This is a genomic window from Pseudomonas massiliensis (assembly GCF_000826105.1).
Classification (GTDB): Bacteria; Pseudomonadota; Gammaproteobacteria; order Pseudomonadales; family Pseudomonadaceae; genus Aquipseudomonas; species Aquipseudomonas massiliensis.
In genome coordinates, this window is the sequence record NZ_CCYK01000007.1 from 1,936,411 (window position 1) to 1,962,468 (window position 26,058).

The 26,058-nt window shown below is 63.1% G+C and carries 17 protein-coding genes and 1 pseudogene; 6 read left to right on the forward strand and 12 right to left on the reverse strand.

All coding sequences use genetic code 11. The features are described from left to right. The first annotated feature begins 5 nt into the window (after positions 1-5). Entirely contained in the window at positions 6-2,528 is a 2,523-nt protein-coding gene (locus tag BN1188_RS19585; protein ID WP_052469393.1) for an ATP-binding protein, read from the forward strand. A gap of 72 nt (positions 2,529-2,600) precedes the next feature. On the opposite strand, the gene BN1188_RS19590 is transcribed toward BN1188_RS19585, so the two are convergent. Next, positions 2,601-5,168 carry a M10 family metallopeptidase C-terminal domain-containing protein gene (locus tag BN1188_RS19590; RefSeq protein ID WP_052469394.1) on the reverse strand — a complete coding sequence of 856 codons (2,568 nt, stop codon included), beginning with the start codon at positions 5,166-5,168 and terminating at the stop codon, positions 2,601-2,603. Positions 5,169-5,386: 218 nt separating this feature from the next. On the opposite strand from BN1188_RS19590, the gene BN1188_RS19595 reads away from it, so the two are divergent. Beyond that, complete coding sequence (locus tag BN1188_RS19595; protein WP_052469395.1) at positions 5,387-8,008, forward strand: ATP-binding protein; 2,622 nt, start codon at positions 5,387-5,389, stop codon at positions 8,006-8,008. Positions 8,009-8,610: 602 nt separating this feature from the next. Here BN1188_RS19595 and araH read toward each other — a convergent pair. The 4 genes from araH to BN1188_RS19615 form a co-directional block, all read right to left on the reverse strand. After that, a complete protein-coding gene (gene araH, locus BN1188_RS19600) occupies positions 8,611-9,579 on the reverse strand; it encodes an L-arabinose ABC transporter permease AraH (RefSeq protein ID WP_084596295.1) in 969 nt (322 codons plus the stop codon). Next, positions 9,572-11,122: an L-arabinose ABC transporter ATP-binding protein AraG gene (gene araG / locus BN1188_RS19605; RefSeq protein WP_040263304.1), complete on the reverse strand. Its 1,551-nt coding sequence runs from the start codon at positions 11,120-11,122 to the stop codon at positions 9,572-9,574. Before araG ends, araH begins: the two co-directional genes overlap by 8 nt. A 23-nt stretch (positions 11,123-11,145) precedes the next feature. Next, positions 11,146-12,150 carry a substrate-binding domain-containing protein gene (locus BN1188_RS19610; protein WP_040263306.1) on the reverse strand — a complete coding sequence of 335 codons (1,005 nt, stop codon included), beginning with the start codon at positions 12,148-12,150 and terminating at the stop codon, positions 11,146-11,148. Between the two features lie 124 nt (positions 12,151-12,274). After that, on the reverse strand, positions 12,275-13,147 hold the full coding sequence (locus tag BN1188_RS19615) for an SMP-30/gluconolactonase/LRE family protein (RefSeq protein WP_040263308.1): 873 nt from the start codon (positions 13,145-13,147) through the stop codon (positions 12,275-12,277). A gap of 215 nt (positions 13,148-13,362) precedes the next feature. On the opposite strand from BN1188_RS19615, the gene BN1188_RS19620 reads away from it, so the two are divergent. Further along, entirely contained in the window at positions 13,363-14,511 is a 1,149-nt protein-coding gene (locus tag BN1188_RS19620; RefSeq protein WP_040263309.1) for an aldose epimerase family protein, read from the forward strand. After that, complete coding sequence (locus BN1188_RS19625; protein WP_084596296.1) at positions 14,508-14,774, forward strand: DUF3253 domain-containing protein; 267 nt, start codon at positions 14,508-14,510, stop codon at positions 14,772-14,774. The genes BN1188_RS19620 and BN1188_RS19625 overlap by 4 nt, the downstream gene beginning before the upstream one ends. A gap of 149 nt (positions 14,775-14,923) precedes the next feature. Here the strand turns inward: BN1188_RS19625 and BN1188_RS19630 are convergent, their stop codons facing one another. Next, on the reverse strand, positions 14,924-15,643 hold the full coding sequence (locus BN1188_RS19630; RefSeq protein WP_040263312.1) for a DUF72 domain-containing protein: 720 nt from the start codon (positions 15,641-15,643) through the stop codon (positions 14,924-14,926). A 106-nt stretch (positions 15,644-15,749) separates the two neighbouring features. Between BN1188_RS19630 and BN1188_RS19635 the strand changes: the two genes are divergently transcribed. Continuing rightward, positions 15,750-16,136, forward strand: coding sequence for a DUF4124 domain-containing protein (locus BN1188_RS19635; RefSeq protein WP_052469396.1), 387 nt, complete (start codon positions 15,750-15,752; stop codon positions 16,134-16,136). Positions 16,137-16,196: 60 nt separating this feature from the next. Here BN1188_RS19635 and BN1188_RS22410 read toward each other — a convergent pair whose 3' ends face one another. The 5 genes and pseudogenes from BN1188_RS22410 to pvdP form a co-directional block, all read right to left on the reverse strand. Continuing rightward, the gene (locus BN1188_RS22410) at positions 16,197-17,036 is read right to left on the reverse strand and encodes a methyl-accepting chemotaxis protein (RefSeq protein WP_408633636.1); all 840 of its coding nucleotides are present in this window, start codon (positions 17,034-17,036) and stop codon (positions 16,197-16,199) included. A gap of 15 nt (positions 17,037-17,051) precedes the next feature. Beyond that, a pseudogene (locus tag BN1188_RS22415) lies at positions 17,052-18,089 on the reverse strand (HAMP domain-containing protein); the annotation flags it as partial. A gap of 155 nt (positions 18,090-18,244) precedes the next feature. Then, entirely contained in the window at positions 18,245-19,114 is an 870-nt protein-coding gene (locus BN1188_RS19645) for a TIGR03915 family putative DNA repair protein (protein ID WP_040263316.1), read from the reverse strand. Continuing rightward, on the reverse strand, positions 19,111-20,331 hold the full coding sequence (locus BN1188_RS19650; RefSeq protein WP_040263318.1) for a putative DNA modification/repair radical SAM protein: 1,221 nt from the start codon (positions 20,329-20,331) through the stop codon (positions 19,111-19,113). Before BN1188_RS19650 ends, BN1188_RS19645 begins: the two co-directional genes overlap by 4 nt. Before the next feature lie 316 nt (positions 20,332-20,647). After that, complete coding sequence (pvdP, locus tag BN1188_RS19655) at positions 20,648-22,255, reverse strand: pyoverdine maturation tyrosinase PvdP (RefSeq protein WP_040263320.1); 1,608 nt, start codon at positions 22,253-22,255, stop codon at positions 20,648-20,650. A gap of 399 nt (positions 22,256-22,654) precedes the next feature. On the opposite strand from pvdP, the gene BN1188_RS22145 reads away from it, so the two are divergent. Beyond that, positions 22,655-25,237: a glycosyl hydrolase family 28-related protein gene (locus tag BN1188_RS22145; protein WP_052469397.1), complete on the forward strand. Its 2,583-nt coding sequence runs from the start codon at positions 22,655-22,657 to the stop codon at positions 25,235-25,237. Between the two features lie 38 nt (positions 25,238-25,275). Here the strand turns inward: BN1188_RS22145 and BN1188_RS19665 are convergent, their stop codons facing one another. Then, positions 25,276-26,022 (reverse strand): alpha/beta hydrolase, encoded by a 747-nt coding sequence (locus BN1188_RS19665; RefSeq protein WP_040263322.1) that lies wholly within the window; start codon positions 26,020-26,022, stop codon positions 25,276-25,278. Positions 26,023-26,058: the final 36 nt, after the last annotated feature.

Genomic DNA, 26,058 nt, shown 5'->3' on the forward strand with positions numbered 1-26,058 from the left:
AGCCTATGGACGTACGCGCGGCGCAAGGGATTCGGGATCAGCTCCTGGCGGAGAATGCCACGCTGCGCGCGGAAGTCAGCGCGCTCAAGGGTGACGTGTTCGATGCCAGCCAGATCGGCTTCTGTATCATCGAAGTCAGCTTCGATCACAGGGGTCAGGCCAATGACTACCGTTTTCTCAGCGTCAACCGCGCGTTCGAAGCCCATACCGGCCTGACTCAGGCCGAAGGTCGCTGGATGCGAGACCTGGTACCGGACCATGATGCCCATTGGTTCGAGATGTATGGCAGGGTGGCCCTCACTGGCGAGCCCGCGCAATTCGAAAACGAAGCCAGGGCCATGGGGCGCCATTTCATGGTGCAGGCAGCCCGTATCGGTGAGCCCTCGCAGCATCGGGTCGCCATCCTCTTTACCGACATCACCAAGCGGCGCCTCGCCGAACAGGCCCTGGAGCAGAGCGAGCGCCACTGGCGAGGCCTGTTCGAACACTTCGACGAGGCCTTCGCCCTGGCCGAAGTCATCCGGGATGACGCTGGCCAGGCCATCGACTGGCGTTTCCTGGACGTGAACCCGGCTTGCTGCGCCCTGCTCGGCCGTCCAGCGGAGGGCGTGCGCGCCCGTACCCTGCGCGAACTGTTCCCGAACCTGGCACCAGGCTGGATCGTCGACGCGGCACGGGTAGCTGAAAGCGGGCAGTCCCGCCCCTTTATCCGCCCCCTCGACGATGTGCGCCGCTGGTATGAAGGCCGCCTGCATCCGCTGCCTGGAGACCGCTTCATGGTGATCTTCCAGGACGTCAGCGAACTGCGCCGCGCGGCTCAGCGGCGAGAGGGGCTGCTGCATCTGAGCGACCAGCTCCGTGGCCTCGATGAACCGGATGACATCGCCGCCGTGGCCGCCGAGATCCTGGGCAATGTGCTGGAGGCGAGCCGCGCCGGCTACTGCCTGATATCCGCAGATTCCGGCACGGTGGACGTTCAGCGAGACTGGTCCAGCGATGGGCGCCCGTCCCTGGTTGGCCCGCATAACCTGCATGACCTGGGTACCTACGTTGATGAGCTAATGACGGGCAAGTCGATCGCGGTCACGGATGTCCTGGATGACTCGCGCATCCCCTACCCCGCTCGTTTCGAACGCTACCAGACGCGGGCCTTCCTCAATGTGCCACTGATGGAGGACGCGCGCCTGGTGGCCTTGATGTTCGCCGACAGCGCCCACCCGCGAAGCTGGAGCCAGGAGGATATCGAATTCACACGCGAACTGGGCGAACGTACCCGCACCGCCATCGAACGACGCCGGGCCGAACACCAGTTACAACAGCTCAACGCGCGGCTCGAACAACTGGTGGCCGAACGCACACGGGAGCTGCTGCGCTCGGAAGAGCAGCTGCGGCAGTCACAGAAGATGGAAGCGGTGGGCCAGCTCACCGGCGGCATCGCCCATGACTTCAACAACCTGCTGACGGGAATCTCCGGCAGCCTCGAACTCCTGCAAAGCCGCATCACCCAGGGTCGCACCCAGGATCTGGACCGTTACATCAATGCCGCGCAGGGCGCCAGCCGACGGGCCGCCGCGCTGACTCACCGGCTTCTGGCGTTTTCCCGCCGACAAACGCTGGCGCCCAAGCCGACCCAGGTCAATCGCCTGGTCAAGGGCATGGAAGAATTGATCTCCCGAACGATGGGGCCATCGGTGAGCATCATCAGCGACCTGAGCACTGACCTGTGGAACGTGCTGATCGACCCCCACCAGTTGGAAAACGCACTGCTCAACCTGTGCATCAACGCGCGAGACGCGATGCCTGACGGCGGGACCCTGACCATCAGCAGCCGCAACCGCAGCATCGATGAGCGCGGCGCCCAGACCTTCGACCTGGAGGCCGGCGAATATGTGGCGCTGGCGGTATCGGACACCGGCACGGGCATGGCGCCCGAAGTGGCGGCCAAGGCCTTCGAGCCCTTTTTCACTACCAAGCCCATCGGCATGGGCACAGGCCTGGGCCTGTCGATGATCTACGGATTCATTCGGCAGTCCGGCGGACAGGCACGCATCCATTCCCAGCCAGGTCGCGGCTGCGTCGTAACCTTGTATCTACCGCGCCACAGCGGGCAGGTCCAGGAGGTTCCTACGCTGCCCATGGGCGCACCTCCGCGGGCCGAAGTCGGCGAAACCGTGCTGATCGTTGATGACGAACCCACTGTGCGCATCATGATCACCGAGGTACTGGAGGACCTGGGCTACCACGCGGTAGAAGCCGCGGATGGCCGTTCGGGTCTGCAGATTCTCAATTCGAGCCTGAAGATCGACCTGCTGATCACCGACGTGGGCCTGCCGGGCGGCATGAACGGCCGGCAGATGGCCGATGCCGCCCGAGTAAGACGGCCCGACCTGAAGGTCCTGTTCATCACCGGCTACGCCGAGTCCAGCGTCTTCGAAAACGGCAATCCCCAGGACGGCATGCATGTGCTCACCAAGCCGTTCTCCGTGGACAGTCTGGCACGACGCATCCGTAGCCTGATCGCCTCCTGACGCGCCGAGGGACATGCACAAGCCCGGGCCGCTGGCAGCCCAGCGACCCGACGCCGAACGGCCCGGAACTGATCAGGCCGTATGGTCCGTCTCGGCCGCCACGCCCAGCAGCTGCACTTGCGCAGTGGTATCGGACGATGCGAATACGAACTGATCATCGCTCAGGGTGTGGCTGTAATCCCCGACCAGGGTCACCTGGAACTTGTGACCATCGGCGTCCGCTTCGCTGCTGCGGACATAGGTCCGGTCGCTGCTGGCATTGTAGGTGACCTTGAGCGTGCCATCGGTACCATCCCCCAGCCCGGTAAAGCCCAGCGCCGAAACGTCGAGCAGGTCCCGCTGCACAGAGAAGTCGGTGATCAGGTCCGCGGAGCCGGCATAGCTATCGCCAACGCTGTCGAAGCGGAACGTATCGGCGCCCGAACCACCCGTCAGGCGATCGCTGCCCGCCCCACCCACCAGCAGGTCGTCACTAACGCTGCCGCCAAGGGTGTCGTTGCCCGCCAGCCCATACAGGCTGTCATCGCCCCAGTCCCCATAGAGAGTATCGGCGGTGGACGTGCCACTGAGGTCAAGATGAGGAATGGGTTGCGAGCTGTCCGTCTGGGTGCTGTCCGGGTTAGCGAACAGGACATTGGTCGCGGTAAGGTCGTAGAGGTGATTGCCCTTGAGCAGGATCTCGAAACGGTTGCCATTGGCGTCCGGCTCCAGGGACTTGAGCGCGGTATAGTCACCAGCCAGGTTCAGGACCACCTTGAGTGTACCGTCATAACCGTTGCCCAACCCGGTGAAGCCCAGGGCGGTGAGATCAATGCGGTCGTGGCCATTGCTGTTGAAATCGACGATAAGGTCGCGCTGCGCATAGCTGCCGCTGGCATCGTTGCGGTAGCTGTCGCTCAGACTGGTGTAGACGAAGGTATCCGCGCCGGAGCCGCCGGTAAGGGTGTCGCCGCCGCTGCCGCCCAGCAAGCGATCGGCGCCGCCATCACCGGAGAGCGAATCGCGACCCGCCGCGCCGGCCAGAGTATCGTCGGCGGTGGTGCCCACCAGGGTATCGTTGTGGGCGGTCCCCGTAGTGAGGCTGAAGAAGTTGTCCGCCCCCAGGGTAGCCAGGTGATTGCCGCTCAAGGCAAGTTGGAAGCGATTGCCGTCAGCATCGGCATCCAGGCTGGAGAGATAGGTCGTATCGGTCTTGGCGTTATAAGTGACCTTGAGCGTCCCATTGTGACCATTGCCAAGCCCGGTCAGGCCCAGGGCAGTCAGATCCAGGCGATCACGGGCATCGTCGAAATCGCTGATGCGGTCGACGTAGGAGGTGTTGCCGGCCCGGTAGCTGTCACTGACCTGGCTGAACCGGAACACGTCGCTACCGCTACCGCCGGTGAGCTGATCGGCCCCCGCGCCGCCGCTGATCACATCATCACCGGCCGCCCCGTTGATACGGTCGTTGCCATCGCCGCCGGAAATGAGTTCGGCCGAACGGCTTCCGTTCAGGGCATCGGCACTTGCGCTGCCTCGTAGAATCAGCACATCGCTATTGTTGGTGACCTGGCTCTCGCTACCGACCGCGTTGATGTCGCCCGCCTGGGCGCCGTTGATCACGTTGCCGAAGATCAGGCTGCCATCCACTCCGGCGCTGTTGGAAGGGATCTCGGCCACGCCCCAGGTCGCGTTGGCCCCGCCGGTGATGATGTTGTCGTAGACGAAGTTCTGGCTGCCATTGGTCGTGCCCTGACTGCGGATGGCCACTTCCGCGGTGGCCCCGGCCTGAGCATTGTCATGGATGATGTTGTCGGCGACTTCCACATGAGTCGTACCCTGCAGGTCTACCCCGGAACCGCCGTTGTCATGGATCTCCATGCGATAGACGCCGCCATACTCAATGCCGCGCACACGCACCCCATCGCCGCCATTTTCCGACACGCTGCCGCCGATGACACTGAAGTAACCGGTGTCCACGCCATTTTCGTTATGGACGTAGATACCGTCGGCGCCATTGCCGGAAGCGATGTTGTCGGCCAGGGACAGCGCTTCGCTGCCCAGCACCACGTTGATCCCGTTGCGTTCGTTGTTCAGCGCCTGGTTGTCCTGGAACGTCAGCGCCGGCAGCGACCCGCCCAGGGAAAATCCATCCAGGCCGTTGTTACTGGCGGTACTGTTACGCACGGTGAGGTTGACTGCCGCGCTGGACAGGTCGAAGCCGTTGCCACTGAAACCAGTGGCGGTTACCCCATCGAGCACCAGGTTGGTCACGCTGTTGGCGCCACTTTGCGACCAGCCACTGACCTGCCCGCCGTCATTGGCCTGGCTGCCATCGAGGGTCAGGTTGCTGACCTGGGCATCGCGAAGGGTGCCGCCCGCCGCTACGCCGAGCAGAGAGGTGGTATTGCCATCCGCGCTGTCGGCCAGCTTGAGGACGGTATCTCCGGCACCGTCCCCGCTCAGCACCACGTTGCTCTTCAGCGCCAGGGCATTGCCGGAACCGTCACTGTCAGATACCACCCAGGTGCCACTGGGCACGTAGACCTTGCCCCCGCCGGCGGCCGCGGCGGCGTTGATGGCTTTCTGGATTGCCGCGGTGTCGTCGGTAGTGCCGTCGCCCTTGGCGCCATAGTCACGGATATCGAATACGTCGGTCATGCAGTGCTCCTGTCAAGGTACTGAAGTCGAAGCGCGGTCGGCTGGGCGTCCCGGTTTCGGATTCACGAAACCATCTGACCGAGCGCTGCCTCTATAGTTGGATAAGCATAGGCCACATCCGACAAAACGAAGTCTGAATGCCGTCCCTGCGCCCTGTTATGATGGCGCTGCCCGAGGTTTCACTCCTTCCTGCTCGCTCAATACGGACTTTCGCTTCGATGATCCAAGACCCAGCTGTGGCCGCCGCCACAGGTAGCATCGAATTCCTCAACGCCGGGGCCGAGCTCGGCCGACTGATTCGCGATCATGACTGGACAGCCAGCGGCCTGGGCCCGCTGGAACAGTGGCCGCAAAGCCTCAAAAGCATCACGGCGCTCTTGCTGGCCTCGCCGGTACCCATGGTGCTGCTGTGGGGCCCCAGGGGCATCATGATCTACAACGATGCCTATTCGGGCTTCGCCGGCGGTCGTCATCCCTGGCTCCTGGGCACCGCAGTGCGCGAGGGCTGGCGGGAAGTGGCCGACTTCAACGATAACGTCATGCGTCAAGGGCTGGCGGGCAGGACGCTGGCCTACAAGGACCAGGAGCTCACCCTGCACCGCAACGGCCGCCCCGAGCAGGTATGGATGGACCTGGACTATTCGCCGGTCTATGACGAAAGCGGACAACCGGCCGGGGTGATCGCCATCGTGGTGGAAACCACTCAGCGGGTACTGTTCCGGCGCAACCTGCAGCACAGCGAAGAACGCCTGCGTGCGCTGGTGAACGCTACCTCGGACGTGACCTACCGACTGTCGCCCGACTGGCGGGAAATGCGGCAGCTCGATGGCAAGGGCTCGCTCCAGGATGTGAGCGAGCCGAACCGCGACTGGTTGCACACCTACATCGAGCCTTCAGCTCGGCCCCGGGTGCAGATGACCATCGAGCACTGCATCCGCACCAAGACCAGCTTCAATCTCGAGCATCCCGTGCGCCGCCCGGATGGCAGCCTCGGCTGGTTCCATTCTCGCGCGGTACCGCTGTTCGATGACCGAGGCGAGATCATCGAATGGTTCGGCGCGGCCACGGATATCAGCGCGCGCCGTGAGGCCGAGGAGACCTTGCGGGCCAACGAGGCCCGGCTGCGCTTTCTCGACGCCCTGGCCAAGGAGTCCATGCGCAGCGACGATGCCGACGTGATCATGGCGATCACCACACGCATGCTTGGCGAGCACCTGCGCATCTCTGTCTGCGCCTATGCCGACATGGACCCCGACCAGGATGGCTTCACCATACGCGGCAACTGGCATGCGCAGGGAAGCGCCAGCATCGTCGGCCATTACCGCCTGGCCAGCTTTGGCAAACTCGCCGTAAAGAACCTGCGCGCCGGCCTGCCATTGATCCTCGAGGACAACGCGGCTCAGTTGCCCCCGGAGGAAGCCGAGGCATTCCTCAGCATCGGCCTGGGCGCCACCATCTGCATGCCGCTGGTCAAGGAAGGTCGGCTGATCGCACTGATGGCCATCCACGACCGCCAACCGCGGCAATGGTCGTCTCAAGAGCTGAGCCTGCTTTCCGAAGTGACGGAACGCTCTTGGGCGCACATCGAGCGCGGTCGCGCTGAAGCCCAGCGGCGCGCGGGCGAAGAGCGTTTCCGGCAGGATCTGGAAGCGCGGGTAGCCGAGCGGACCGAAGCCCTGCGAATCAGCGAAGCCAACATCCGGCGAACCGAGCAGGCCCTGCACCAGGCGCAGAAGATGGAAGCCCTGGGCAACCTCACCGGCGGCATCGCCCATGACTTCAACAATCTGCTCATGGCGGTGCTGGGAAGCCTGGAGCTGTTGCGCCGCCGCCTACCCGACGATCCTGCCTTGGCCCGCTTGCTGAACAACGCCAAGGCCGGCGCCGAAAGGGGCGCCGCCCTCATTGCTCGAATGCTGGCCTTCGCCCGGCGCCAGGAGTTGCGCGCCGAGGCCGTGGAGTTGGGCCAGCTGGTGGCCGGAATGGCCGAATTGCTCCAGCGCTCCCTGGGCCCCACCGTGGAGCTGGAGACAGCCTTCGACGCGCTCCCGGCATGGGTACGCACTGATTCCAACCAGCTGGAAGCAGCCCTGCTCAACCTGGCGGTCAATGCGCGGGATGCCATGGGCGGCCAGGGTAAGATCAGCATCAGTGCGCGAGCCCATCGCATAGGGGTTGCGGAGGGCCCGCTGGCGGCCGGGGACTACTGGTGCCTATGCGTGTCCGATACAGGCGAGGGCATGGACGAGCAGACGCTCAAGCGCGCCATCGAGCCCTTCTTCACAACCAAGGGTATCGGCAAGGGGACCGGGCTGGGTTTGTCCATGGTGCTCGGGCTGGCCGAGCAATGCGGGGGCACCCTGCGCCTGCATAGCCGGCATGGAGTCGGTACCACCGCGGAAATATGGCTGCCGGCCAGCCAGCCGCCAGAGCCCAACGCCTCGCTGGGGCAGATTGAGGACGACCCCGAGGGCGACAGGTTCGCGCGCAGCCTGCGCATCCTTACGGTCGACGACGACGAGCTGGTGCTGACCAACACCGTGGAAATGCTCAAGGAGCATGGTCACCAGGTGCAGCCGGCGGCCTCGGCCCGTGAAGCCCTTGCGTTCATGGAGCAATCCGAGTACGACCTGCTGATCACCGACCATGCCATGCCGCACATGACCGGCGCGCAACTGGCGGCCAAGGTGCGAGAGCAGCGCCCTGACCTGCCGATGATCCTGATGTCGGGCTACGCCGACGTAGCCCCCGGCCAGACCCCGGACATTCCAAGAGTGGCAAAGCCATTCTCCCAGGCGCGGCTCATGGAAGCGGTCAATGAGGTGATGCGAAGGACATGACCCTGAAGGTGCGCCTCGGACAGCGAGGTGATTTCGGTGAGAGCTAGCGCGAGCTAGCGAAAAGGTTTTCTGATCGAGCACGATTCGTCAGCTGCGCTGACTCCCACAGGCTGAACTGAACCCCATTTGCTGGACGCCTCGTAGCCAACACATGGAGTCTGGCCCAGCCTTCAGCGCTGCTTGAGCCGGTCGATGATCACGGCCAGCAGGACATGACCCTGAAAGTGCGCCTCGGACAGCGAGGTGATCTCGGTGGGAGCTAGCGCGAGCTAGCGAAAAGGCTTTCTGATCGAGCACGATTCGTCAGCTGCGCTGACTCCCACCGGCTGAACTGAACCCCATTTGCTGGGCGCCTCGTAGCCAACACATGGAGTCTGGCCCAGCCTTCAGCGCTGCTTGAGCCGGTCGATGATCACGGCCAGCAGGACATGACCCTAAAGGTGCGCCTCGGACAGCGAGGTGATCTCGGTGGGAGCTAGCGCGAGCTAGCGAAAAGGCTTTCTGATCGAGCACGATTCGTCAGCTGCGCTGACTCCCACCGGCTGAACTGAACCCCATTTGCTGGACGCCTCGTAGCCAACACATGGGGCCTGGCCCAGCCTTCAGCGCTGCTTGAGCCGGTCGATGATCACGGCCAGCAACAGGATGGTGCCGCGGATCACATACTGATAGAAGGTATCGATGTTCTTCAGGTTCATGGCGTTTTCGATGATGGCCAGGATCAACACTCCGGCGATCACATGACGCATCATGCCGATACCACCGGCCAGGGACACCCCGCCCAGCACGCAAGCGGAGATCACCGTCAGCTCGAAGCCCTGCCCGATCATGGGCTGGCCCGAGGTCATCCGCGACGCCAGCACCACCCCAGCCAGGGCGCCGATCAGCCCATGCACGGCGAAAATCACGATCTTGGTGCGGTCCACCGCCACGCCAGCCAGGCGAGCCGCCTCTTGGTTGCCGCCTATGGCCATGGTGTTGCGTCCGTAGGTGGTGTAGTTCAACAGCCAGCCGAAGAACAGGAAGCATACCAGGGTGATCACGATGGGCACCGGCACCCCGAACAACTGCCCGTTGCCGAACACGAAGAAGTTCTCTTCTATCACCCCCACGGCCTTGCCGTTGGAGAAGATATAGGCCAGGCCGCGCACGATCTGCATGGTCGCCAAGGTGGTGATCAGGGCGTTTATCCGCAGCTTGGCGATCACGATTCCATTGATCAGGCCCACGATCAGGCCCATGCCCAGGGCCGCGCCCACGCCGTAAGCCACGCTGCCCGTGTCACGCATGACCACGGCGGCGATCACCCCGGCGCAGGCGATGACCGACCCTACGGAAAGGTCAAAATGCCCCGAGGCCAGGCAGAACAGCATGGTGCAGGCCGCGATGCCTGTGGTCGAAATCGCCAACCCTAGCCCGCGCATATTCAAGGGCGAAAGGAAGTTGTCGATGAAGATGGCGGAGCCGGCGAAGATCGCTACAGCGGCCAGGAGCATGACCCAGTCGTCCAGAAAGCGGCGCATGTTCAGGCGGTGGCTGGATATCAAAGGGGTCTGGGGTACGCTAGCCATGGTTCACCTCTTGTTCTGAAGCCGCGCGGGCGCCGGGCAGGGCCAACTGCAGCAGGCGGGACTCATTGATCTGTTCACGCGGGAGTTCGCCGGTGATCGCGCCTTCGCACATCACCGCCACACGGTCGGAAATGCCGATCACTTCCATCAGGTCGCTGGAGACCACAATCACCGCCACCCCGCTGGCCGCCAGGTTGTGGATGATCTGGTAGATCTCCGATTTGGCGCCGATGTCGATGCCCCGAGTGGGCTCGTCGAGCAGGAGGACGTTCATGGGCAGCGAGAGCCAGCGGCCAAGAATCGCCTTTTGCTGGTTGCCGCCGGAGAGATACAGGATGGCCTGGTCCGCCGATGGCGTTTTCACGTTGAGCGCTCGAATCTGCCGCTCGGCATTGTCCCGCTCCCAGCGGCCGCGCAGCAGCCAGCCCATACGGGAATGGCGCGGCCGGGCCCCGATATTGATGTTCTCGCCAACGCTGGCCAGCGGCACGATACCTTCCTTCTTACGATCTTCAGGGCAAAGAAGGATGCCGGCCTGGATCGCGTCACGGGGTGTAGCCAGGCGCAGCGCCTTCCCGTCCAGGCTCAGGCTGCCAGCGCTGGCGGGGGTCAGCCCGCTGATCAGGCGCAGCAGTTCGGTGCGTCCCGCCCCGACCAGTCCGAAGAAGCCCAGCACTTCGCCGCGGTGAGCCTGGAAGCTCGCCGGCTGGCGGACCCCCGGGCCGAGCAAGCCATTGACCGCCAGCGCTACATCGCCTCGCGGCCGCGATCGGTAGTTGTAGATATCCTGGATGTCCCGGCCGACCATGCAGGTCACCAGCTTGTCGTGACTGAGCACAGACATGTCTTCGAAGGTCTGGACATGGCGGCCGTCCTTGAACACCGTCACCGCGTCACAGATACGGAAAATCTCTTCCATGCGGTGGGATACGTACAGGACCACCCTGCCTTCGTCCCGCAGCCGACCAATGATGCCCATCAGGCGGTCGATCTCTCGGGCAGACAGGCTACTGGTAGGCTCGTCGAAGGCGATCACCCGGGCATCGTGAGATAACGCCTTGGCGATTTCCACCAGCTGGCGCTGACCAAGGGACAGATCCCCCAGGCGGGTGTCGGGATGGATTTCCTCAGCCAGCCCCTGCAGGAGGGCCTGAGCGCGCTGACGCATGGCGCGGCGATTGACGATGCCCAGGCGAGCCGGGAAGTGTCCCAGGAGCAGGTTCTCCGCCACGCTCATCTCCGGCACCAGGTGCAGCTCCTGGTGGATCACCGCGATGCCGCTGGCCAGGCTGTCGGCAGCGTTGCGGAATTTCAGGGCACGCTCGCCCAGGCGCAGTTCGCCTTCGGAGGGGATGTAGGCACCCCCAAGGATCTTCAGCAGCGTGGATTTTCCGGCGCCGTTCTCACCCATCAGGGCATGCACCTGGCCGGGCCAGGCGGTGAAGTTGATGTCCGCCAGGGCGCGCACGCCCGGGAACTGTTTGCCGATGCCCTTGAAGGAAAGCGCTTCAGCGGTCCCGGCCTGGGTTGCGGTCGACAACATGGGAAAGCTCCTCGTCACCCGGGTCAGTTCCACAGGCCGATCTTCTCAAGCTCTTGCTTGAAGTTGGCTCGGGTAATGAGGGTCACTTCGTCCATGGCGGTGTATTTTGGCGGCTCCTTGCCCGTGGTGACCCATTCGAAGACCATGGTGGCGGTTCGCTCACCCTCGATGTGCGGGCTAGGCAGCATCGAGCCGAAGAAACCGCTTTCCGGCTTTTTCAGCTCGCCGATCGCATCGGTACCGTTGATGCCGATGCCGATGACATTGGCCGCCTTGAAGCCCGCGCTCTCGGTGGCTCGCACACCGCCCAGCACCGTGTTGTCGTTCATGCCGCCGATGATGAGGTTCTTGGCCGCCGACGGCAGCTTGACCAGGGCCGAGTTGGTGGCGTCCATGCTGCCCGGAACGTCGAGGGTCTTCTGAGGCGCAAAGACGATATGGTCTTCCGGCATCCCCGCCTTCCTGAGCGCGTCCACCGAACCATCGGTGCGCTTCTTGCCGGTGTCGAGCTCGTTGTAGGTATTGATTACCGCGTAGGTATCCTTCCAGTCCCAGCCACGATTCTTGGCCTCGGTGGCCATGGCGGCGCCCTGCTTTTGGCCAACTTCAAAGGCCGCCATGCCAAGGTAAGGCACGTCCTCCATGAAATTGCCCTTGGCATCCACGAAGCGATCGTCCACCGCCATGACCTTCAGGTCATTGGCCTTGGCCTTGGCTACGATGGCCGGGCCGAGGGATACGTCCGGCGCGCAGATCACGAAACCCTTGGCACCGTTAGCCGCCAGGCTATCGATGGCCGCCAGGGTTTTTTCGCCATCCGGCACAGCGATCTTGAGCAGGGTAAAGCCCTTGTCCTTCGCCGCCTTCTCGGCGAATGCCCACTCGGTCTGGAACCAGGGCTCCTCGGGTTGCTTGACCAGAAAGCCGATCTTCACCGGATCAGCGGCGAGAGCCTGTCCAGCCCAGGACAGCGCCGTTGCGGTTGCCACCGCCCCACAGAACACACGAAACCCTTTGATCAAAGGCATGGCTTACTCCTTGTTCTTGTTAGAAAAGCCGAGCGGCATGGGTGTTGACCCAGCACCGCGTTCAGTCAAGCACAGCCCGTTGGGCCATATGTAACGAAGTGTCACACCTGCAATTGCCCCAGGATCAACCCTTGAATCGATGACACGGCTGGCCGCTCACCTCCAGCCGACTCCAGAGCACCGCGCCGTCCAGGGGGCCGGCAGCCTTGCCAGGCCGGGCCGAGGTGACATAGAGGGTGCGCAGGTCCGGGCCGCCGAATACGCAGCTGGTCGGGTGGCTCACGGGCAAGGCGATGCGTTGCTCGATACGCCCCTCCGGGTCGTAGCGCAGCAGGCAGCCACCACCCCAGCGGGCATTCCACAGATAGCCTTCGGCATCCAGGGCAGAGCCATCGGGCACTCCGGGGCCTGGCTCGGCCCAGGCTTCCCGTGTGACTGGCAAGCCATCGACATCCAACGCATAGCGCCACAACTGGCCAGCCTTACTGTCGGCGCTGTAGAGATAACGACCGTCATCACTCCACGCCAGCGTGTTGGGAATGCCCAGGCCCTCCAGGACGGGCATGGCCTTGTTGCCTTCCAACAGGAACAGGCTGCCGCTGTCTCGCTCAACAGGGAGGTCTTCACCGCTGGGGCCGATGTTGTTTTGCATGGTGCCTAGCCAGAGCCTGCCACGCTTGTCACAACGGCTTTCGTTGGCGCGGTTGCCGGGCATGCGGTCTGGCTGGCTGAACAAGCTCAGCCGGGGATGGTCTGTGGGTGAGGCGAGGTCCAGGCGGTACACACCCGAGGCCAGGGTCACCAGAGCGTCGCCCTGGTCGGTGGGAATGAACGCCGATACCGGCTCGTCCAGGTGCCATTGCGCCAGACCACGGGTGTCGAGCCGACAGGCGAGCATGCCGGCGATGTCGACGAAATACAGGGCTGCTGTGGAAGAGTCCCAGAAGGGCCCTTCGGCCAGCATGTAGCGCTGGGGCGAAACAGGCTGCCACTGCATGGCGCCTCCGCTTATCGTTGTTGTCGGTGTTCGCGCTGCCAAAGGTTGGCAAGTGCAAGCATTAAATAATATTACTATTTGCAGTTCAAGCCCCACCATGGGCAGATATTGGCCTACCAAAGCTGACTTGATGTTCGAATTGGTATGACTATATTCAAGGGGCCGCGCTGTCGGCCACCCTTCGGACATAACAACAACCCCAACGGAGAACGTCCATGAAACCCTTCCTTGCGCAAGCTGCCAGCCTCGCCCTCGCCATGGGTCTGGCGGCGGGCAGTGCCCAGGCCGCAGGCCTGACCCGGGAACACGCCAGCTTCGCTACCCTCGATGACGGTACCGCTGTTGAACGCTATGTGTTGCGCAATAGTCATGGCATGGAGGCCAGCATCCTCACCTATGGCGCCACCTTGCAGTCCCTGCTGGTACCGGACCGCACGGGCCAGGTCGCGGACGTAGTCCTGGGCTTCGATGACCTGAAGGGCTACCAGGATCATGGCGACGTATATTTCGGCGCGACCATCGGCCGTTTCGGCAACCGTTTGGCCAAGGGCCAGTTCAGCCTGGACGGCAAGCAGTACCAGGTGCCGGTGAACGACGGGCCCAACGCGTTGCATGGCGGCCCGAAGGGCTTCGACAAGCATGTGTGGAAAGCGCGGGAGACCGACGAGAAGAGCTGGGTGGGCGTTACCCTGAGCTACCGCTCCGTCGATGGGGAAATGGGTTTCCCCGGCAACCTCAATGTTGAAGTGGAATACAGCCTCAATGAGAACAACGAGCTACGCATTCGCTACAAGGCGACCACCGACCGCAGCACGGTTCTGAACCTGACCAACCACAGCTACTTCAACCTGGCCGGGGCCGGCGAAGGGGACATACTCAACCAGGTCGCCACGGTTCGCGCCGCGCGCTACACGCCCATAGACGCTACCCTGATCCCCACCGGCGAGCTGGCGCCGGTCGCGGGCACCGCGCTGGACTTCAATCGCCCCACGGCCTTCGGCAAGCATATCCGCGATGACCATCCGCAATTGAAATTCGCCGAGCCCAAGCAAGGCGGCTTCGACTTCAACTGGGTGCTCGACAGCGCGGGCGACCTGGGCAAGCTCGCCGCCGAGGTGATGGACCCAGGTTCCGGGCGCCGCTTGCAGCTGTACACCACCGAGCCGGGCGTACAGCTGTACACAGGCAATTTCCTGACCGGCTTCACCGGCAAGCAAGGCAAGACCTACCCGCACTGGGGTGCCTTCACGCTGGAAACCCAGCACTATCCTGACTCGCCGAACCAGCCGAACTTCCCAAGCACCCGGCTCGACCCGGGGCAGACCTACACCCAGACTACGCTGTTCCGCTTCAGCGCGCAGTGAAAGACGGCACCGGGCGTATCCAGGACTGCCTGCTGGAATTACTGGCCCGCCGGGCACCCGAGGCGTCCATCTGTCCGTCCGAGGTTGCCCGTCATCTGGCGGGCGACGACGGCCCATGGCGGGACTGGATGGCGCCGGTACGAGAGGCGGCTCAACGCCTCGCCGCGGCCGGAACCATCGAGATTACCCAAGGCGCGACGGTTTTACCCGCCCAGGGCCCTTTCCATGGCCCCATCAGGTTGCGTCGAGGCCCCAACTTCTAGAGCAGTCACATTCCCCTGATTAATCCAAGCCATGATTCCGCAGACTGCTGGCCGAAGGTTGGCGGCTAATGCACCTGCGCTTGACCGTGAGCCCTGACACTGTTCACCTCGCGCAGCCAGCCCGGGCGGGGTGGGGGAACCCCTCAGGCCTAGAGGCCGCTGAGCACGTCCAGCGCATTGGGCACGGCCGCCCCGGCGGCCGTATTGTCGAAGATGCACCAGGCCGGTACCTGGGCCTGGCGCAGGCGGGCGCTCATTGCGCCCAAGACGTCGCTGCCATAGGCCGAGTAGTAGACCCTGGGCGTGCCATGCAGCCTCCAATAGAGAAGCTCGGGCCAACCCAAGGGCTGTGCCTCGCCCAAGGGCGCCGGGTCGGCCTGCACCCAGCCGATATGCGCGGCCATCAGCACCGGGCCGGCCGCCAGCCAGGAGCGGTGACGGGGCTCGAGCACTACCGGCCCTTCGTGGAACAGGCGCACCTGTTGGAAAAAGCGGCTGGCAGTGGCCTCTTCGTAGGCCAGGGAGGGCGGCAGCTGGACCAGGATACAGCCCAGGCGATCGCCCAAGGCCGAGCACTGTTCGAAAAACGCGCGAATGTCAGCCTCGCAATTGACCAGGCGGGCATCATGAGTGATCTGCCGCGGCATCTTGACGCAGAAGCGGAAGCTCGCCGGCACGCTTGCCGCCCAACGGGCATAGGTCGCCGGGCGGTGCGGGCGATAGAACGAGCTATTGATTTCAACCGCGTTGAAGCGACTGGCGTAGCGCTGCAGGTGGGTCCCATCCTCGGCAAAGTGGGGCCACTGCTCACGCGGCAGGCTCCAGCCGGCGCAGCCCAGGTAGCGATGAGTGTCTTGATCGAGTGTCATGACATGAAGGACCCAACGACAAGGGCGCGCGTTCCGTCGGGGTACGTTGAACCTGCGGCCAAGGCTACCTAGAATGCCGTGTCTATTTGCCATCACGGTAGTCCTTATGCGCCTCGCCCCTCTCCTGCTGGCGACACTCTGCAGCCTTGCGCCTTCGGCTTGGGCCGAAGCCTACAAGTGCATCGGAGCGACGGGCCGCGTCAGCTACAGCTTCGTGCCCTGCCCGGTAGCCATGGGGGAAACCCGTTGGGCGCGCAAGGTAGAGCAGGCCCAGTGGGTGAGCCTCAATCCCGAGGACGCCGAACCCCATGTGATCAATCAGCGCGCGACCAAGATCCTGCAGACCAGCTATCGCACCAAGGTGCGCTACACCGTGCATTACCTGCCCGGCGTGGCGCCACCGCGTGCGAAGAAGCCTCGAGTGGCCGCAAAACCGATGCGCTGCCTGGACGAGGGGGGACACCCGCGCTGCGATGGCCTGGCCCGGCCTTGAACCCACCCGCCGGCCCTGCCCCGGCAACCGATGCCGCGGGCGAGGCCTTGAGCGAACCCATCAGATGCGGAAGCTGCCGACCAACTGCTTGAGGCGAGCGGCCTGCTGCTCCAAATCTGTACAGGCGCGCAGCGTCGCCTGAAGGTTTTCCACGCCTTCCTGATTCAGAGTGTTGATCTCGCTGATGTCCATGTTGATGGTATCCACGACGGCTGTCTGCTCTTCAGTGGCGGTAGCGACAGACTGGTTCATGCCGTCGATCTCACCGATCCGCGCGGTTACGCTGGCCAGGCGCTCGCCGGCCTGGTTGGCGATGATCACGCTCTGATCGCTCTCGCGCTGGCTTTCATTCATGATCGCCACGGCTTCCCGGGCGCCCACTTGCAGTTCCTCGATCATGCCCTGTACCTGCTGGGCTGATTCCTGGGTGCGATGGGCCAGGTTGCGGACTTCGTCGGCCACCACCGCGAAGCCACGCCCGGCCTCGCCGGCCCGTGCCGCTTCGATCGCGGCATTGAGGGCCAGCAGGTTGGTTTGCTGCGAGATACCCGTGATGACCTCGAGGATCTGCCCGATATTGGCTGTCTTCAGGTTCAACTGCTCGATCTTGTCACAAGCGCCGCTGATCTTCGCTCCGAGCCGGTTCATTGCCTCGATGCTCTGCTGCACCACAGCCTGCCCGTTGCCCGCCAGGTCACTGGCGTCGCTGGAATGGCCCGATGCAAGCGCGGCGTTATGGGCGATTTCCTGGGCGGCGGCGCCAAGCTGATTGATCGCTGCCGCGACGCTGTTGGTACGCTGCGCCTGCTGGTCGGAATTGAGCATGGACGAGTTGGAGGCGCTCACTACCCGCAGCGCCACCTCGTTGAGCTGCACCGTTGACGAGGACACTTCCCGCATCGAGTCGTGGATACGCTGAACGAACCGGTTGAAAGCATTGCCCAGATGGCCGAATTCATCCTGGTTCTGCACGTCGAGGCGACGGGTAAGGTCGCCTTCGCCCGCGGCGATATCCTGCATGGCGCGGCCCATGACGTTAAGGGGTCGCATCAGTACCGTGATGAGCATGCCCAGCAAGAAGATGATCACCACCACCGCTACGAGGGTGGCGACCACCGCCGAGGTGCGGAACTCACTCAACGTTGCAAATGCTTTCTCTTTGTCCAGGGCAAGACCGATATACCAATTGACGGACGGCAGGCCTTCCACACGGGCAAAGGTGAGCACTTCCGCACGCCCTGCCCGCTCGCTTTCGCTGATGTCAGCGTTCAGGCGAGGCGTGGCCGCTGGGTAGGCATCTTTGAGGGTCTTGTTGACCAGGGTTTTGTCCGGATGCACCAGGATCTGGCCATCGCCATCCACGAGAAAGGCGTAGCCGTTGCCCTGAAAATCCAACCCGTTGATGGTCTTGACCAAGGTATCGAGGGTCAGGTCGCCCCCAGCGACGCCGACGACCTGGCCGTTGGGCCCTTTCACCGGAGTGGCGATGGTAATGATCAGCGACTGGGTCACCGCATCGGTGTAAGGCGCTGTCAGCATGGTTTTCCCAGCCTCCTGCGCCCCCTTGTACCAGGGGCGGGTGCGGGCGTCGTAGCCGGCCGGCATGTCATCCGGCGGCTGCATCACGAAACCGCCATCAGCCCGACCGATATAGACACTCATGAAGTTCGTCAACAGGGTTTTCTGCTTCATCCACTGGCTAGCCGAGGCATCGTCCGTGGTTGATGCCAGCCCTTCTGCCAGGCTTTCGACCAGCAGGATGCGACCGGACAGCCAGTTCTTGACGTTATCCGAGGCACTTTCTCCGGTTTCTCGCAGGTAGCTTTCCACCTGAGCCTGGATGGAGTGGCGCTGGAGGTAGTCGTTGTACAAGGAAAAGAGACTGAAGGCGGCGACCACGACAAGCGAGGCGGCCAAGAGGATCTTGTGGCTGAATTTAAGGTTTTTGAACATGCCGGAGCTGCCTGCGGAGAACTAGGTAACCTGGTTATCGGCCAGGTCCCCGCAAGATTTAGCGCCGCTGCGCCGTCGGGTTCGCAGGTAGGTAGATCACCAGGCCAGCCCTCTGCGGTGGCTTGGCAGTTGCCGCTCGCCGCCACCTGCCGCTTTCAAGCCTGATCAGACCTCAGCCGGGCACGAGGCTTGCCATTTTCCATACCCAGGTCATGGATCGCCTTTCCGGGAAGCGCCGCCACGGCGGCAGCCTGGCCGTCCCGCTGTTTGCCATGACGTGCTTGCAGCACCAGGCGGGGAATGAGATCTCCCTCGGGCAGCCCCTTCCAGAAACGAGTCGGCATATGGCCTTGCATGATCCCCGGGTTGACTCGCGCCGGGTTGAACGTGTGGGTGTAGTAGGCGCGCCACAGTGCTTCGCTGCCGTCACCCTGACCCTTGGCCATGGCTTGCCACTGAGGCGGGCACTTACGCTCATGGTGCAGTGTCGAGCCATCGTAGAAAACGCCATCATCGGGCGTGGCGATCATCCAGCGCTGGCGGCCCATCCGTCCGATGAAATGTTGGGCGGCATCCTCCAGGATGTCATGAGCCGGCTCATGCCAGGCCACGAACTGGGGGCCCGTGTCCGTCACAGGACACTCGACGAAGCGCAGGAAGGCATGCAGGTGGTGCGCTTCCCGGCTGACCTGCTTGACGCGCCTGTGCAATTCGCTACCAAGGGCGTCTCCGGCCAGCATGGCGGTGCGATCGCCGTGGCTGACCCGCCAGAGTACTTCATAGAGCAGGCTCCAGCGCTGGTCGCCCCGGTACTGACTCGCGGCTTGCAGCAGCTGGGGCAGCGCCACCGGAATGCGCGAGCGCAACGGCCCCAGCTCAGTCGGCAGGCCATGAGGCGCGCTGAACAGATCGGCTTCCCGCTCACCATTCCAACTGACCTGGCTCGGGTCGACGCCGTGGCTGAGCAACCAGCGCGCCTGCTCGCGCCAACGCCCGAACAGGCCATCGCACTCCAGGCAGATCATCCCCACAACCCCAACTGCTGAGGTTGGGGGCGTTCCACCATGGCCTGGCGCAGGGCCTGGCTACTGCGCTCAGCCTGGGGCGGATGGTAATCGGCGGTGACCACGAAGGGCTTGGCCTTGCTCAACACGCAGCGCAGGCGGGCCAAATCCGCGTAGCGGATTCGTCGTTGCCGACGCAATTCGACCAACCGTTTAGTAGTGCGGATGCCGATGCCCGGCACTCGCGCGATCATTGCCGGCTCGGCCCGGTTCAGATCCAGTGGGAAATGCTCACGATGCTCCAGCGCCCACGCCAGCTTGGGGTCGATGTCAAGGGCCAGGTTGCCAGCGCCACCCAGGAGTTCGTTGGCCCGATAGCCATAGCCGCGCAGGAGGAAGTCGGCCTGATACAGCCGATGCTCCCGCATCAAGGGGGGCGGCGCCAGCGGAACGCTGTTGGGGCTGTCCGGAATCGGGCTAAAGGCTGAGTAGTAGACCCGGCGCAGGCCAAAATTCCCATAGAGTGCTTCGGCGCTGCGCAGGATGGTGCTGTCGTCGGTGGCATCGGCACCGATGATCATCTGGGTACTTTGCCCGGCAGGGGTAAAGGCAGGTGCCCTGACCTCGCCAGCCACCGCCTGCTGCCCTTGATGAATGGTCCCCATGGCTTGGTGAATGGTCTTGAGTTGCTTCTCCGGCGCCAGGGTGCGCAAGCTTTCGCCAGTGGGCAACTCTACGTTTACGCTGAGCCGGTCGGCATAGCGCCCGGCCTGCTCGATAAGCGCCGGGTCCGCATCGGGAATGGTCTTCAGATGGATATAGCCGCGGAACTCATGCTCTTCCCGTAGCGAGCGGGCCACCTGCACCAACTGCTCCATGGTGTAATCCGCGGAACGGATAATGCCCGAACTGAGGAACAGACCGCTGATATAGTTGCGCCGATAGAAATCGAGGGTAAGCTTGACCACCTCCTCGGGAGCGAAGCGCGCCCGCGGCACGTTGCTACTGCGACGATTCACACAGTATTGGCAGTCGTACAGGCAGAAATTGGTCAACAGCACTTTGAGCAAGGACACACAACGCCCATCGGGCGTGTAGCTGTGGCAGATGCCCATGCCGTTGGTGGAGCCCAGGCCGCCCTTGCCTTCAGAGCTGCGCTTGGGCGCGCCGCTGCTGGCGCAGGAAGCGTCATATTTGGCGGCATCGGCGAGAATGCTTAGCTTGTCGATCAGCTGCATGAAATATCCAGGCACTGTTTTTCTGTACAGTAGCTGGTTAAATGTACAACCTCAAGCACCCTTGGTCGCTTGACAACAGCCTGAGCAGAAAGACAAAAACCCGCCGAAGCGGGTTTTTTCATGCCATTCCAGCCTCCTGCCGGTAGCCGTCCAGGCCATGGCCGATCTTCCTTGATCCCTGAAGCGATCCCTTGCTTCAGTTGATGGATCCAGAATACCCGCTACCTCACGGTTGAGCCAGAGCCAAACGCTGCGTTGGCGTGTAAGACATTGGCTATAGCAGGGCCCATCCATGACGCACAGCCCTATACTCCGTTCATAGCCGTTGCTGATCCTCGCCCGGTAGACTACGGGCGTACCAAGGCCTTTGTTGACTGTCCCCCAACGCATCGCCCAACCCATTGCGGGGCTCGAGGGCGATCCGCAGGGCCAGTTTCATCACGTCCAGATCGCTCTCCACCGCAGGCCCCATCCAGATTCCAGGACCGCTGGCGCAAGCGTGGCTTACCGGTCCCATCCAGGGGTCTGCCTGCTCTACCCAGGGGCCGATGGCAAACCAGGCCACGCCACCGATGCGCGCTCGAGTCACCTGGCCTGGATGGAACAGCTGCTGAGCGGCGTACCAGTCGTCGATGCGAGCGTCGATCCAGCCATGGAAGCCCCAGAACAGCGGGTGCACGTGTGAAGAGAAGGGGTCGCCCAGGAAATCATTGCCCGGATCGAACCAGGCCTGAGAAAAATCGGTGGGCTGGCGGGCCATGGGCATGGGGCGCCGGTCTTCGGGGCCGCGGGCCACACTGGCCCAGCACATGTGCAGCCAATCGTGCAGGCTCAGCTCCAATTCCGAGCCAAACTGGCCCAAGGTCATGCGCGCCAGGTATTCGGGGTCTCGATAACGCGATTCCCAGACCTGGAAATTGCCGTCGTAAGTATCCCGGCTTTTGATGGCTGCCATCCCCTGGCTATAGGCTTCGTCGCCCGGCGCCAGCCAGGTAGGCGGCACGGAGCGTCCATCAGCGTTCTCGAAGTAGCGAAGGAAAGCCACGCGGTCGGTTTCCACGGCAGGTCGCGGCTGGGGGAACAGGCGCCATGCTTGCGGGGCGCCCAGCTTGGCCGCCACGCCGAGCATATAGCGGTGCATGTAGAGAAAGTCGATGCCCGAGCCGTTGCGATCCTTGTGCCGACCTCGGGAATCCCGCTCCTGACCGCGCGGGCCGGGTTGCCAGCCCAGGTTGCGCAATGCCTGGCGACGGTCATTGCCAATCAGATGCCACTTGTCCCTGACCGTATGCCAGAGCTGATGGGTCAACCGGTGCTGGGGGGTCACCAGCCAGTTCAGGAAGGCAGCGGTCAGGGGAATGCGTTCACGCGCCTCGGGAAAAGGCAGTTTATGGGCGCTGAAAGCATGGGAAACCCTGCCACCTTCGGCGCGCAGCTCCGTGACATGTCCGCTGAGCACATCATTATCGGCGACTCCCACGCCGCCCCACAGATCGCTAAGGGACACGTTCAGGCAGTAGCCCGGCGCGCCGGGCAAGGGAGTATTCTCAAGCAACCGCCAGCGTATCAGCCCGGCGTTGGCTCCGACCAGGTCGCCCATCACCTGGAACCGAGGCGCGGCCTCGTTGGCCAGGCGCTGGTAGGTATCGAGGTATCCTCGCAGTCCGCGGCCTCGCTCGCCTGCATCGAGGAGAAGAGTCGCACCATCAAATTGCGGCAATGCAGGCGTTTGCACCGTCCATACGCCGCGTAGCAAGTCGGCCAAGCGTTGCGTTGGCAGGTCCGCCAGTTCCACCTGGGCTTCGCTCGGCGTGCCGCCTTCGGCCCACCACTTCTTGAAGCGTCGGGCCCCTTCATAACCCGCCGGCGCCATTAGTCCGCCGAGTGCCGCTCCCGCCAGAAGCCTGCGCCTGGTCATTCGCATCGCTTGCCATCCTTTCTAAACGCTGCTGAATCTTTAAAATCAACCGTTTACCTTTGCATCCAGCAAAAGCATGAGTCTATAGCCAGTCGATTGACTGCCACCCTATCAGATTCCATGGCCACGGGTAATGGAATCTAGCAGCACTCCAAGATGAAATCTTGAGCAGGCAATCTTGGCTCAGCCCTTGTATCACGGGGGATACAGCCGGCCGGATGGTTTTCGACAGGAATATTTCGGTACTGGCTGGCCGCTGGGAAAACTTCCACCGTTGCGCTTGGTCTCAGCGTCTGGGCACGAGGCCACTATTCGGCTGAGCGTCTAAACGACGATATTTTGACATTCGGGATTGACAGCCGCCCTCTCGGCGCTGCAGGTCACCCATGGACGAGAGCGCAAACGATGACCTTCAATGTGAAAGACTACGGTGCCGTGGGTGACGGCGTCACCGACGATACCGCCGCCATCCAGGCAGCTATCGATGCCGCGGCCGCCGCCGGTGGCGGACAGGTCTACATTCCCAGCGGTACTTACATCGTATCAGGGGGCGAGGAACCCTCCGACGGTTGCCTGATGCTGCAAAGCAACGTCTATATGTACGGCGACGGCATGGGCGAGACCACGCTCAAACTGGCCGACGGTTCCGACCAGGACATTACAGGCATCGTGCGTTCGGCCTACGGCGAAGAAACCCATGACTTCGGCCTGAGCAACCTGACCATCGACGGCAACCGTGCCAACACCACTGGCAAGGTGGATGGCTGGTTCAACGGTTACATCCCAGGAGAAGACGGCCAGGACTCCAATGTGACCCTGGATGGGGTGGAAATCCTGAACTGCTCGGGCTACGGCTTCGATCCCCACGAGCAGACCGTCAACATGGTCATCCAGAATTGTGTATCCCATGGCAATGGCCTGGACGGTTTCGTAGCCGATTACCTCATCGATAGCACCTTCATCAACAACGTGGCCTATGATAACGACCGCCACGGCTTCAACATTGTCACCAGCACCAACAGCTTCAGCCTGGTCGATAACCTAGCCTACGGCAATGGCAGTGCGGGGATCGCCGTACAGCGCGGTAGCGAGGACATCCCCTCGCCCACTGACATCACCATTACCGGGGGCTCGGTCTACGATAACGGCGCCGAGGGCATCCTGATCAAGATGTCCACGGACGTCACCGTCAGCGGCGTGGATATCTATAACAACGGTAGCGCCGGTATCCGCCTCTATGGCTCTTCCGACGTGACCGTGGTGGACAACACGCTGACCGCCAACGGACAGAACGCCGCCGTCCCGGAAATCATCGTCCAGTCCTATGACGACACCAACGGTGTGTCGGGCGACTTCTACGCGGGCAGTAACAACGTGATCGAGAGCAACACCATCACCGGTGGCAGCAACTCCACCTATGGCGTGGCCGAGCGCAACGAGGATGGCACCGACAACAATGCCGTGGTAGGCAATACCATCACCGGCACCACCAAGGGCAGCACCTTGCTGTATGGCGATGGCAGCTACGTCAGCGCCCAGGTACCCCTGCACGAGATCGACGGCACCGCCGGCAACGATGTGCTCACCGGCACCGCGGTAGCCGACCTGCTGCTCGGCGGGGCGGGCAAAGACACCCTCGGTGGCGGCACCGGCGATGATGTGATCGTTGGTGGCGACGGCAGCGACAAGCTCAGCGGCGGCGACGGCGCGGATACCTTCCGCTTCGACAGCCTGACCGACAGCTACCGCAGCAGCACCACCTCGTACGCCGACCTGATCAGCGACTTCAACGTCAATGAAGACAAGCTGGACCTGGCCGCGCTGGGCTTCACTGGCCTGGGCGACGGGACCAATGGCACCCTGACCATCGCCTACAACGCCAGCACCGACCGCACCTACATCAAGAGCCTGGAGGCCGACGCCAGCGGCAATCGCTTCGAGCTGGCGTTGTCGGGTAATCTGGTAGGCAGCCTCACTGCCGACAACTTCGTGTTCGAGTATGTCATCAGCGGCACCGACAGCGCCGACACCCTGACCGGCACCGGTCAGAACGAAACCCTGTACGGCCTTGGCGGCGCGGACACCATCAGCGCGGGCGCGGGGGCTGACGTCATCTACGGCGGTGGCGGCGCGGACGACCTGAGCGGTGGCGATGGGGCAGACACCTTCGGCTACACCGCCACAAGCGACAGCTACCGCAACTACAACACCGATGGCACGAACCAGGGCGACGAGATTCTCGACTTCGACGTGACCACCGACACGATCGATCTGTCGGCGCTCGGGATCACCGGCCTGGGCGATGGCTATGCCGATACCGTGGAAATCGTGCTCAACAGCGCGGGCACCCGCACCTACATCAAGAGTCGTGAAGCCGATGCCGATGGCAATCGCTTCGAAGTGTCCATCTCGGGCAATCATCTGAGCGATTTGACCGCCAGCAACTTCGTGTTCGCCACGGCGGCTGTCGGTACCACCGTGCAGGGCACCGACGGCAATGACGTGCTCACCGGCACCGCCGGCGATGATCTACTCATCGGCGGTGCCGGCCTGGACAAGCTGACCGGAGGCGCGGGGGCCGATACCTTCCGCTTCGACAACCTGACCGATAGCTACCGCACCGCCAGCAGCAGTGCTGACGACCTTATCCTTGATTTCGACGCCAGCGAAGACAAGATCGACCTGTCCGCGCTCGGCTTCACCGGACTGGGCGATGGCCATGACGACACCTTGTCGATCGTCTACAACGCGACTACCAATCGCACCTATATCAAGGACCTGGACGCCGATGCCACTGGCAATCGGTTCGAAGTGGCGTTGTCCGGCGATCACAGTACCGACCTGACCGCCGCCAACTTCGTCTTCGCCAGCACGACGCCGGCCAGCACCACCACGACCGATACCGCTGCCACCGACACCAGTAGCACTGCCGTCGAGGTCGTTATCCTGGGAACGAGCGACACCGAGCATCATACCACCACGGCCTGAGGCCAGCCGCGCCGTCAAGACGGCGCGGTGTTTCACCGTCAGCGGGTGCCAGCCACGCCGCTGACGCCCATCATCCACCTGGCCAGGTCATCGACTTCGGCCTTGCTTACCCCATGGGTCATTCCAGGATAGGCATGGAACTCCGGCTTGATGCCCAGCTCGATAAGGGCTTGCCGGGCCTGTGTCGCTTCCTGGTAAGCCAGGACAGGATCGGCCGTGCCATGGCCGATGAATACTGGCAGCTTCGCCAAAAGGTCTGCCTGATCCGCTCGTGCTTGCACTTGTTCGATCAGGCCGGCAGGCAGCTTGCCGCTCAAGATGGCGATACCGCCTACCGACGCTGGCGCCTGCAAGGCGATCTCATAGCTCATCATGGCCCCTTGGCTAAAGCCCACAAGATAGATGCGCTGGGGTGGCACATTGTATTTGCTGGAGGCTTGCTGGATGAAAGCGCGCAGGCGCTCGAGGCTGCGATCGATGTCTTCCTGCACACCCTCGTATGGGCCCTGGCCTTGGGTCTTGCTGAACCACTGATAGGCGCCCTCGCCCAACGGCATGGGCGCGCGCACTGAAAGGTAGGTGAAATCGGGAAAGAGCCGCTCGCGCAATTCGAACAGGTCTTCTTCGTTGGCGCCGTAACCATGCAGGAAGATCACCATCGGGCGTGCTTTCGGCTCGGCACCGGCCTGGGCCAGGTAGCTCAGGGACAGGTCCGTCTGGAGTACGGGCTGTGCCTGCGCCAGGGCAGTGAACAATGACAGTGTCAGGGCGGCTAACCACTTCATGGGGGATGGCTCTTGGTGGGAAATGACAGGCCCGAG

What these genes read in the sequence shown, in the direction of transcription:
- BN1188_RS19585 (WP_052469393.1), top strand. Translation starts at nt 6, where the DNA reads ATGGACGTACGCGCGGCGCAAGGGATTCGGGATCAGCTCCTGGCGGAG.
- BN1188_RS19590 (WP_052469394.1), bottom strand. Translation starts at nt 5,168, where the DNA reads ATGACCGACGTATTCGATATCCGTGACTATGGCGCCAAGGGCGACGGC.
- BN1188_RS19595 (WP_052469395.1), top strand. Translation starts at nt 5,387, where the DNA reads ATGATCCAAGACCCAGCTGTGGCCGCCGCCACAGGTAGCATCGAATTC.
- araH (WP_084596295.1), bottom strand. Translation starts at nt 9,579, where the DNA reads ATGGCTAGCGTACCCCAGACCCCTTTGATATCCAGCCACCGCCTGAAC.
- araG (WP_040263304.1), bottom strand. Translation starts at nt 11,122, where the DNA reads ATGTTGTCGACCGCAACCCAGGCCGGGACCGCTGAAGCGCTTTCCTTC.
- BN1188_RS19610 (WP_040263306.1), bottom strand. Translation starts at nt 12,150, where the DNA reads ATGCCTTTGATCAAAGGGTTTCGTGTGTTCTGTGGGGCGGTGGCAACC.
- BN1188_RS19615 (WP_040263308.1), bottom strand. Translation starts at nt 13,147, where the DNA reads ATGCAGTGGCAGCCTGTTTCGCCCCAGCGCTACATGCTGGCCGAAGGG.
- BN1188_RS19620 (WP_040263309.1), top strand. Translation starts at nt 13,363, where the DNA reads ATGAAACCCTTCCTTGCGCAAGCTGCCAGCCTCGCCCTCGCCATGGGT.
- BN1188_RS19630 (WP_040263312.1), bottom strand. Translation starts at nt 15,643, where the DNA reads ATGACACTCGATCAAGACACTCATCGCTACCTGGGCTGCGCCGGCTGG.
- BN1188_RS19635 (WP_052469396.1), top strand. Translation starts at nt 15,750, where the DNA reads ATGCGCCTCGCCCCTCTCCTGCTGGCGACACTCTGCAGCCTTGCGCCT.
- BN1188_RS22410 (WP_408633636.1), bottom strand. Translation starts at nt 17,036, where the DNA reads ATGCGGGAAGTGTCCTCGTCAACGGTGCAGCTCAACGAGGTGGCGCTG.
- BN1188_RS19645 (WP_040263316.1), bottom strand. Translation starts at nt 19,114, where the DNA reads ATGATCTGCCTGGAGTGCGATGGCCTGTTCGGGCGTTGGCGCGAGCAG.
- BN1188_RS19650 (WP_040263318.1), bottom strand. Translation starts at nt 20,331, where the DNA reads ATGCAGCTGATCGACAAGCTAAGCATTCTCGCCGATGCCGCCAAATAT.
- pvdP (WP_040263320.1), bottom strand. Translation starts at nt 22,255, where the DNA reads ATGCGAATGACCAGGCGCAGGCTTCTGGCGGGAGCGGCACTCGGCGGA.
- BN1188_RS22145 (WP_052469397.1), top strand. Translation starts at nt 22,655, where the DNA reads ATGACCTTCAATGTGAAAGACTACGGTGCCGTGGGTGACGGCGTCACC.
- BN1188_RS19665 (WP_040263322.1), bottom strand. Translation starts at nt 26,022, where the DNA reads ATGAAGTGGTTAGCCGCCCTGACACTGTCATTGTTCACTGCCCTGGCG.